Origin of the sequence: Streptomyces sp. AB3(2024) (genome assembly GCF_041862025.1) — a bacterium.
GTDB lineage: Bacteria > Actinomycetota > Actinomycetes > Streptomycetales > Streptomycetaceae > Streptomyces.
Map to the genome: position 1 here is coordinate 36,980 of NZ_JBGWAB010000062.1, position 6,745 is coordinate 43,724.

General features: G+C 74.5%; 7 protein-coding genes. 5 read left to right on the plus strand and 2 right to left on the minus strand.

Features of this window, described 5'->3' with window-relative positions; translation table 11 throughout:
* Positions 1-48: 48 nt before the first annotated feature.
* The 4 genes from ACEPPI_RS23295 (at position 49) to der (ending at position 4,202) form a co-directional block, all read left to right on the plus strand.
* On the plus strand, positions 49-1,137 hold the full coding sequence (locus ACEPPI_RS23295) for a prephenate dehydrogenase (protein ID WP_266838283.1): 1,089 nt from the start codon (positions 49-51) through the stop codon (positions 1,135-1,137).
* 153 nt (positions 1,138-1,290) lie between these two features.
* The gene (cmk, locus tag ACEPPI_RS23300; protein ID WP_373917189.1) at positions 1,291-2,019 is read left to right on the plus strand and encodes a (d)CMP kinase; all 729 of its coding nucleotides are present in this window, start codon (positions 1,291-1,293) and stop codon (positions 2,017-2,019) included.
* Positions 2,020-2,075: 56 nt separating this feature from the next.
* Positions 2,076-2,663, plus strand: coding sequence for a lysophospholipid acyltransferase family protein (locus tag ACEPPI_RS23305; RefSeq protein ID WP_373917195.1), 588 nt, complete (start codon positions 2,076-2,078; stop codon positions 2,661-2,663).
* Between the two features lie 75 nt (positions 2,664-2,738).
* Positions 2,739-4,202 carry a ribosome biogenesis GTPase Der gene (der, locus tag ACEPPI_RS23310; protein ID WP_356214659.1) on the plus strand — a complete coding sequence of 488 codons (1,464 nt, stop codon included), beginning with the start codon at positions 2,739-2,741 and terminating at the stop codon, positions 4,200-4,202.
* Positions 4,203-4,218: 16 nt separating this feature from the next.
* On the opposite strand, the gene ACEPPI_RS23315 is transcribed toward der, so the two are convergent.
* Both ACEPPI_RS23315 and ACEPPI_RS23320 read right to left on the minus strand, forming a co-directional pair.
* On the minus strand, positions 4,219-4,611 hold the full coding sequence (locus tag ACEPPI_RS23315; RefSeq protein ID WP_373917190.1) for a hypothetical protein: 393 nt from the start codon (positions 4,609-4,611) through the stop codon (positions 4,219-4,221).
* A 215-nt stretch (positions 4,612-4,826) separates the two neighbouring features.
* A complete protein-coding gene (locus ACEPPI_RS23320) occupies positions 4,827-5,630 on the minus strand; it encodes a hypothetical protein (protein ID WP_373917191.1) in 804 nt (267 codons plus the stop codon).
* A gap of 293 nt (positions 5,631-5,923) precedes the next feature.
* Between ACEPPI_RS23320 and ACEPPI_RS23325 the strand changes: the two genes are divergently transcribed.
* Positions 5,924-6,745: transglycosylase family protein (locus ACEPPI_RS23325; RefSeq protein WP_373917192.1), on the plus strand; the 822-nt coding region annotated here is incomplete at its 3' end.

A 6,745-nucleotide genomic window follows, 5' to 3' on the forward strand; every position in this document is an offset into this window, starting at 1 on the left:
CTACCCTGAGTCAGGACCCGCCGTCACGCGATCACCCTGGAGCGCCCCGTGAGAACCGCCGTCGTCATCGGAACCGGACTGATCGGCACCTCCGCGGCGCTCGCCCTGACCGCCCGCGGCATCGCCGTCCACCTGGTCGACCACGACCCGGCGCAGGCCCGTACCGCCGCCGCCCTCGGCGCCGGCAGCGACGACGCCCCCGAGGGGCAGGTCGACCTCGCGATCGTCGCCGTCCCCCCGGCCCACGTCGCCGCGGCCCTGGCCGACGCGATCGGACGCGGGCTCGCCCGCGCCTACGTGGACGTGGCCAGCGTCAAGGGCGGGCCCCGCCGGGAGCTGGCCGCCCTCGGCGCCGACACCTCCGCGTACATCGGCACCCACCCCATGGCCGGCAAGGAACGTTCCGGGCCGCTGGCCGCCACCGCCGACCTCTTCGAAGGGCGCCCCTGGGTGCTCACGCCCACCCGCGACACCGACCACGAGGTGCTGAACCTGGCACTGGAACTGGTCGCGCTGTGCCGGGCCGTCCCCGTCGTGATGGACGCCGACGCGCACGACCGGGCGGTCGCCCTGGTGTCCCACACCCCGCAGCTCGTTTCGAGCATGGTCGCCGCACGCCTGGAGGAGGCGGACGAGACCGCCGTGCGCCTGTGCGGACAGGGCATCCGCGACGTAACCCGGATCGCGGCCTCCGACCCCCGCATGTGGGTGGAGATCCTCTCGGCGAACCCGGGGCCGGTGGCCGACGTCCTGGCCGGGATCGCCGCCGACCTGGAGGAGACCGTCGAGGCCCTGCGCGGACTCCAGTCGGCCGACGAGGCCAAGCGCCGGGGCGGGGCCGAGGGCATCGAGGACGTCCTGCGGCGCGGAAACGCCGGCCGGGTCCGGGTCCCCGGCAAGCACGGCGCCGCCCCCACGGCCTACGAGACGGTCGGGGTGTTCATCAGCGACCAGCCCGGCGAGCTGGCGCGGATCTTCGCCGACGCGGGCCGGGCCGGGGTCAACATCGAGGACGTGCGGATCGAGCACGCCACGGGCCAGCAGGCCGGTCTGGTGCAGCTCATGGTGGAGCCCCGCGCCGTCGCCGGCCTGACCGCCGAGCTGCGCGAGCGGGGCTGGGCCCTGCGCCAGCAGTAGTCGCACCGGGCCCCCCGGCACCCCCCGTCCGTCCCGCCTCCGCACGGGGCGGGGACGCGGCGGAGTCAGGGGGCGCCGGGGGCCGGTAACCTGGGGGAGGGGCGCTCTTGGCGCGCCCGGACACGTACGCGCAACCAGGAAGGTGCCCGCACCGTGGAAACCGCCGCTCAGTCCGCCGTGATCGTCGCCATCGACGGTCCCTCCGGCACGGGCAAGTCCAGCACCTCCAAGGCCGTGGCCGCCAAGCTCGGGCTGCGCTACCTGGACACCGGCGCCCAGTACCGGGCCATCACCTGGTGGATGATCACCAACGGTGTCGACACCGACGACCCGCAGGCCATCGCCGTCGCGGCGGGCAAGCCCGCCCTCGTGTCCGGTACGGATCCGGCCGCGCCCACCATCACCGTCGACGGCCTGGACGCCTCCGGCCCGATCCGCACCCGGGAGGTCACCTCCAAGGTCAGCGCCGTCAGCGCCGTCCCCGAGGTGCGGACCCTGATCACCGAGCTCCAGCGCTCCATCGCCGTCGAGGCGGCCCGGGAGGCCGAGGGCATCGTGGTCGAGGGCCGCGACATCGGCACCACCGTCCTGCCCGACGCCGACCTCAAGATCTTCCTGACGGCCTCCGCCGAGGCCCGCGCGGCCCGCCGCAGCGGCGAGCTGCGCGGCAAGGAGGCCACGGACCTCGCGGCCACCAAGGAAGCCCTGATCAAGCGCGACGCGGCCGACTCCGGCCGCAAGACCTCCCCGCTGGCCAAGGCCGGCGACGCCGTGGAGGTGGACACCACCGAGCTCACCCTCGACCAGGTCATCGAGTGCGTCGTGACCCTGGTCGAAGAGCGGCGGAGCGCGACCGGCGGCACGGAACGGCGGGACAGGTGAGCGGTACGCCCTCCCTCAAGGGTGCGGCGGTCGGCAGGCGCATCGGCATCGGGCTCATGTACGGGCTGTGGAAGCCGCGCGTACTGGGCGCCTGGAAGGTGCCCGCCTCCGGCCCCGTCATCCTGGCCGTGAACCACGCCCACAACATAGACGGCCCCATGGTCATGGGCACCGCGCCCCGGCCCCTGCACTTCCTGATCAAGAAGGAGGCCTACATCGGCCCCCTCGGTCCCTTCCTGCAGGGGATCGGCCAGGTGAAGGTGGACCGGACCGGCACGGACCGCACCGCCATCACCCACGCGCTCGGGGTGCTGGAGCGGGGCGGCGCCCTGGGGATCTTCCCCGAGGGCACCCGCGGCGAGGGCGACTTCGCCTCCCTGCGCGCCGGGCTCGCGTACTTCGCGGTCCGCAGCGGCGCCCCGATCGTGCCCGTCGCGGTCCTCGGCAGCACCGAGGCCCGGGGGCGGCTCGTCAAGGGCCTGCCGCCACTGAAGAGCCGGGTGGACGTCGTCTTCGGCTCCGCCTTCGACGCCGGGGACGGCACCGGGCGGCGTACGCGCACCGCGCTGGACCAGGCCACCGAACGCATCCAGGGACGGCTGACCGCCCACCTGGCCGACGCCAAGCGCCTCACCGGCCGCTGAGCGAGACTTGACCTAGTAGTGGACCCGCGCTGCGCGGATGCCACCGATCACCACGAACGACGAGGAACGGACTTCATGAACGACCAGCACGACCACGGAGCACTTGGCGACGCCGAGTACGCGGAGTTCATGGAGCTCGCCGCGGAGGAAGGCTTCGACATCGAGGATGTCGAAGGCGCGATCGAGGCGGCCGGACACGGCCCGCTGCCCGTCCTCGCCGTCGTGGGCCGCCCGAACGTGGGCAAGTCGACCCTGGTGAACCGCATCATCGGCCGCCGCGAGGCCGTCGTGGAGGACAAGCCGGGCGTCACCCGCGACCGTGTGACCTACGAGGCCGAGTGGGCCGGTCGCCGCTTCAAGGTCGTCGACACCGGCGGCTGGGAGCAGGACGTCCTCGGCATCGACGCCTCCGTCGCCGCCCAGGCCGAGTACGCCATCGAGGCCGCCGACGCGGTCGTCTTCGTCGTCGACGCCAAGGTCGGCGCCACCGACACCGACGAGGCCGTCGTCAGGCTGCTGCGCCGGGCCGGCAAGCCCGTCGTGCTCTGCGCCAACAAGGTCGACGGCCAGAGCGGCGAGGCCGACGCGGCCTCCCTGTGGTCGCTGGGTCTCGGCCAGCCGCACCCGGTCTCCTCCCTCCACGGCCGCGGTACGGGCGACATGCTCGACGCGGTCCTGGAGGCCCTGCCGGAGGCCCCCGAGCAGACCTTCGGCGGCGCCGCCCTCGGCGGCCCCCGCCGCATCGCCCTGATCGGCCGCCCGAACGTCGGCAAGTCCTCGCTCCTGAACAAGGTCGCCCGCGAGGACCGCGTCGTCGTCAACGAGCTGGCCGGCACCACCCGCGACCCGGTCGACGAGCTGATCGAGCTCGGCGGCGTCACCTGGAAGTTCGTGGACACCGCGGGCATCCGCAAGAAGGTGCACCTGCAGCAGGGCGCCGACTACTACGCCTCCCTGCGCACGGCCGCCGCCGTCGAGAAGGCGGAGGTCGCGGTCATCCTGATCGACACGACCGAGCAGATCAGCGTCCAGGACCAGCGCATCATCACCATGGCCGTCGAGGCGGGCCGCGCGATCGTGATCGCGTACAACAAGTGGGACGAGCTCGACGAGGAGCGCCGCTACTACCTCGAACGCGAGATCGAGACCGAGATGCAGCAGGTCTCCTGGGCGCCCCGGGTCAACGTCTCCGCGCTGACCGGCCGCCACATGGAGAAGCTGGTCCCCGCGATCGAGACCGCCCTCGCGGGCTGGGAGACGCGCGTCCCCACCGGCCGGCTGAACGCCTTCCTCGGCGAGGTCGTCGCGGCGCACCCGCACCCGATCCGCGGCGGAAAGCAGCCCCGCATCCTGTTCGGTACCCAGGCGGGCAGCAAGCCGCCGCGGTTCGTCCTCTTCGCCTCCGGCTTCCTGGAGCACGGCTACCGGCGCTTCATCGAGCGCCGTCTGCGCGAGGAGTTCGGCTTCGAGGGCACCCCGATCCACATCTCGGTGCGGGTGCGCGAGAAGCGCGGCGCCCAGTACAAGAAGAAGAAGTAGCGGGTCGCCGCCGGGGTCAGTATCCCCGGCGCGGAGCGGGCGGCAGGGCCGCCGGGATGTGCTGCATCCCGGTCTGGTGCTGCCGCCCGCCGGCGTATCCGGAGGCGGCGGCGTGGGCGTAGGAGGGCTGCGGGGCCGGTACGGGCGGGTACGAGGGCTGCCAGGGCTCGCTCTGCTGCCATGCGGAACCGTTCCAGCCGCTCCCGTACGGGCTGCCGGTGTAGGAGCCGCCGTACGGGACCATGGGGTACGAGGAGCCGTACGAGAACGCGGTGAAGCCGAGGTGCTCCTCGCCGCTGCGGTCGCCCGGCAGCGCCCGGAAGGCGCGCATGTACTCCGAGCAGAGCGTGTCGTAGATCGGGGTGTGCGAAGCGGCCGGGGGGACGTCCCGGTCCCGTGCGGGGCGCATCGGGGGGACGCTGCTCGGATAGGACGGGGCGCGGGAGGGGTCGTATGAATGCACGTATCAGCCAACGAACCCGGGGCCCTGCGGATGCGGGGTGACGGGACGGAAAACGCAGATCGCCGGGGGTGCGCGGGACGGACCGCGCACCCCCGGCGCATACCGCCCGGCCCCAGCGGGCGGGGTGGGCGGTGGTTCCGGGATGGGGAGGGAAGGGCGGGTCAGGCGCCCGGAGCTCCGGCGAGAGGCATCGCGGCGGCGACCAGCTTGCCGTTGCTCGCGGCCTTGTCCAGGGCGTCGCGGAGCAGGTCCTCGCGGGGCTGCTGGCCGATGGAGCCGACCGGGGCGGCGTAGATGAGCACGCGCTGGGTCTTGTTGACGGCGGCCCGCCAGCCGTCGGTGACGCTCAGGGCCTGGTGCGCCTGCCACCACGCCACCTGCGGGCCGCCCTCGGCGCCGGGCTGGAGCACGGCGTGCAGCTGGCCTCCGGCCAGGAGCACGGACCAGCCCGGGAGCACGGAGGGGACCTCGTTGGTGTCCGTGACGGGGATGAAGCCCTGCTCGATGAGGAGAGGCAGGAAGTCGTCGCCGGGGCCGGTGGTGCCGGGGCGGGCGATCGGCGCGGTCGGCTCGACGACCAGGGCCGGGTGCAGCTCGCCGCGGATCAGGACCAGGCCGCTGGTGATCCCGAGGACGGCCTGGCCGCCGGGAACGGCGTGCGGGGCGTCGGCGGCCTCCGGGGCGGGGCTGTCGCCGGTGATGCTGCGGACGGCGCCCTGGAGCTGCTCCTCGGAGACCGTGACCACCTGGGAGGGGATGCAGCCGGCGTGGGCGAAGGCCAGCACCGCGGTCTCCTCGCCGACGAACAGCACCGTGCTCGTGGGGTCGGTCTCGGGGTCGCCGGGGGTGCGGCAGGAGGTGCAGTCGTAACTGCGCGGGGCATCGTCGCCGGTGAGCAGCCTGTCGGCTTCTTCGTCACCGATCTCGGCACGTACCTCAAGACTGACGTCGAGCATGCGCGGCACGGGGTGGCTCCTCATTCGTGCGGAGGCCGGGGGGTTCCCGGCTCGCCGGGCACAACGGAGCAGCGGTCGCCGGGGTCACGCCGTTTGAGGGAACGGAATCGAACCGGCCACCCGAAGGAGTGAACCCGGCGAGCGGCGCTTCCCTTTGGTGTCAACTGTTGTTTGTTTGTGCCCAGTTGATGGTCGCCGCTGGCCGCTTCCGGGAGGGGTCGGCGGGCGTCCGTCCGGGTGGGGCGCGGGGGAGCGCCGCGTGGCGGGCCGGGCGCGGGGAGGGGGCCGCGTAGCGTGACCCGATGCCCGAACTCCGCCTCCGGCGTGCCGTGTCGGCTGCCGCCGCCGTGGCCGTGCTGGTGCTCGTACCCGTGCCGGCCGGTGCCGTGAGTGCCTCCGGCGCCGGTGGTGCCGTCCGGGCCGGCGCCGCCGCCGTGCCGCCGCCCCCGGCGCCCGGTCCGCCGGGCGTGGCGGCCGGGCGCGGGCCGGGGGACTGCGGTCCGGGCGGGCAGTGGCCGTGGGACTGCGTCGCCGACTGCGAGAGCGGCGGGCGGTGGGCGGTGAACACCGGGAACGGCTTCTACGGGGGGCTGCAGTTCCGGCAGCCGACGTGGGAGGAGTACGGGGGCCTCGCCCACGCGGCGCGGGCGGACCTGGCGAGCCGGGAGCAGCAGATCCTGGTGGCCGAGGAACTGCTCGGCGCCCAGGGGTGGGGGGCGTGGCCGGTGTGCGCGAAGCGGTACGGGCTGGCGGGGCGGGTGCACGTGGTGCGGGTCGGGGAGACGCTGGACGCGATCGCGCGCAAGAGGCGGGTGCGGGGCGGGTGGCGGGCCCTCTACGAGGCGAACCGCGGGGCGATCGGGGACCGGCCGGAGCGCCTGCGGGCGGGCCTCTTCCTGACCCTCCCGACGGACCCGCCGACCCCGACGGACCCGCCGACCCCGGCGGACCCGACGCCGACGGACCCGACGCCGACGGGCCCGGCCCCGGCGGGCCCGGCACCGACCGCACCGCCGCCCCCTCCGGGTCCCGCGCCGGCCGGGCCCGCGCCGACCACGGTCCCGCCGCGTCCGGGGGCGGGGTCCCCTCCCGGGCCCGCGCCGGCCGGTCCCGTGTGGGCCACG

Excerpts from the sequence above, each read along its gene's own strand:
- ACEPPI_RS23305 (WP_373917195.1), top strand. The coding sequence starts at position 2,076 with ATGTACGGGCTGTGGAAGCCGCGCGTACTGGGCGCCTGGAAGGTGCCC.
- der (WP_356214659.1), top strand. The coding sequence starts at position 2,739 with ATGAACGACCAGCACGACCACGGAGCACTTGGCGACGCCGAGTACGCG.
- ACEPPI_RS23315 (WP_373917190.1), bottom strand. The coding sequence starts at position 4,611 with ATGCGCCCCGCACGGGACCGGGACGTCCCCCCGGCCGCTTCGCACACC.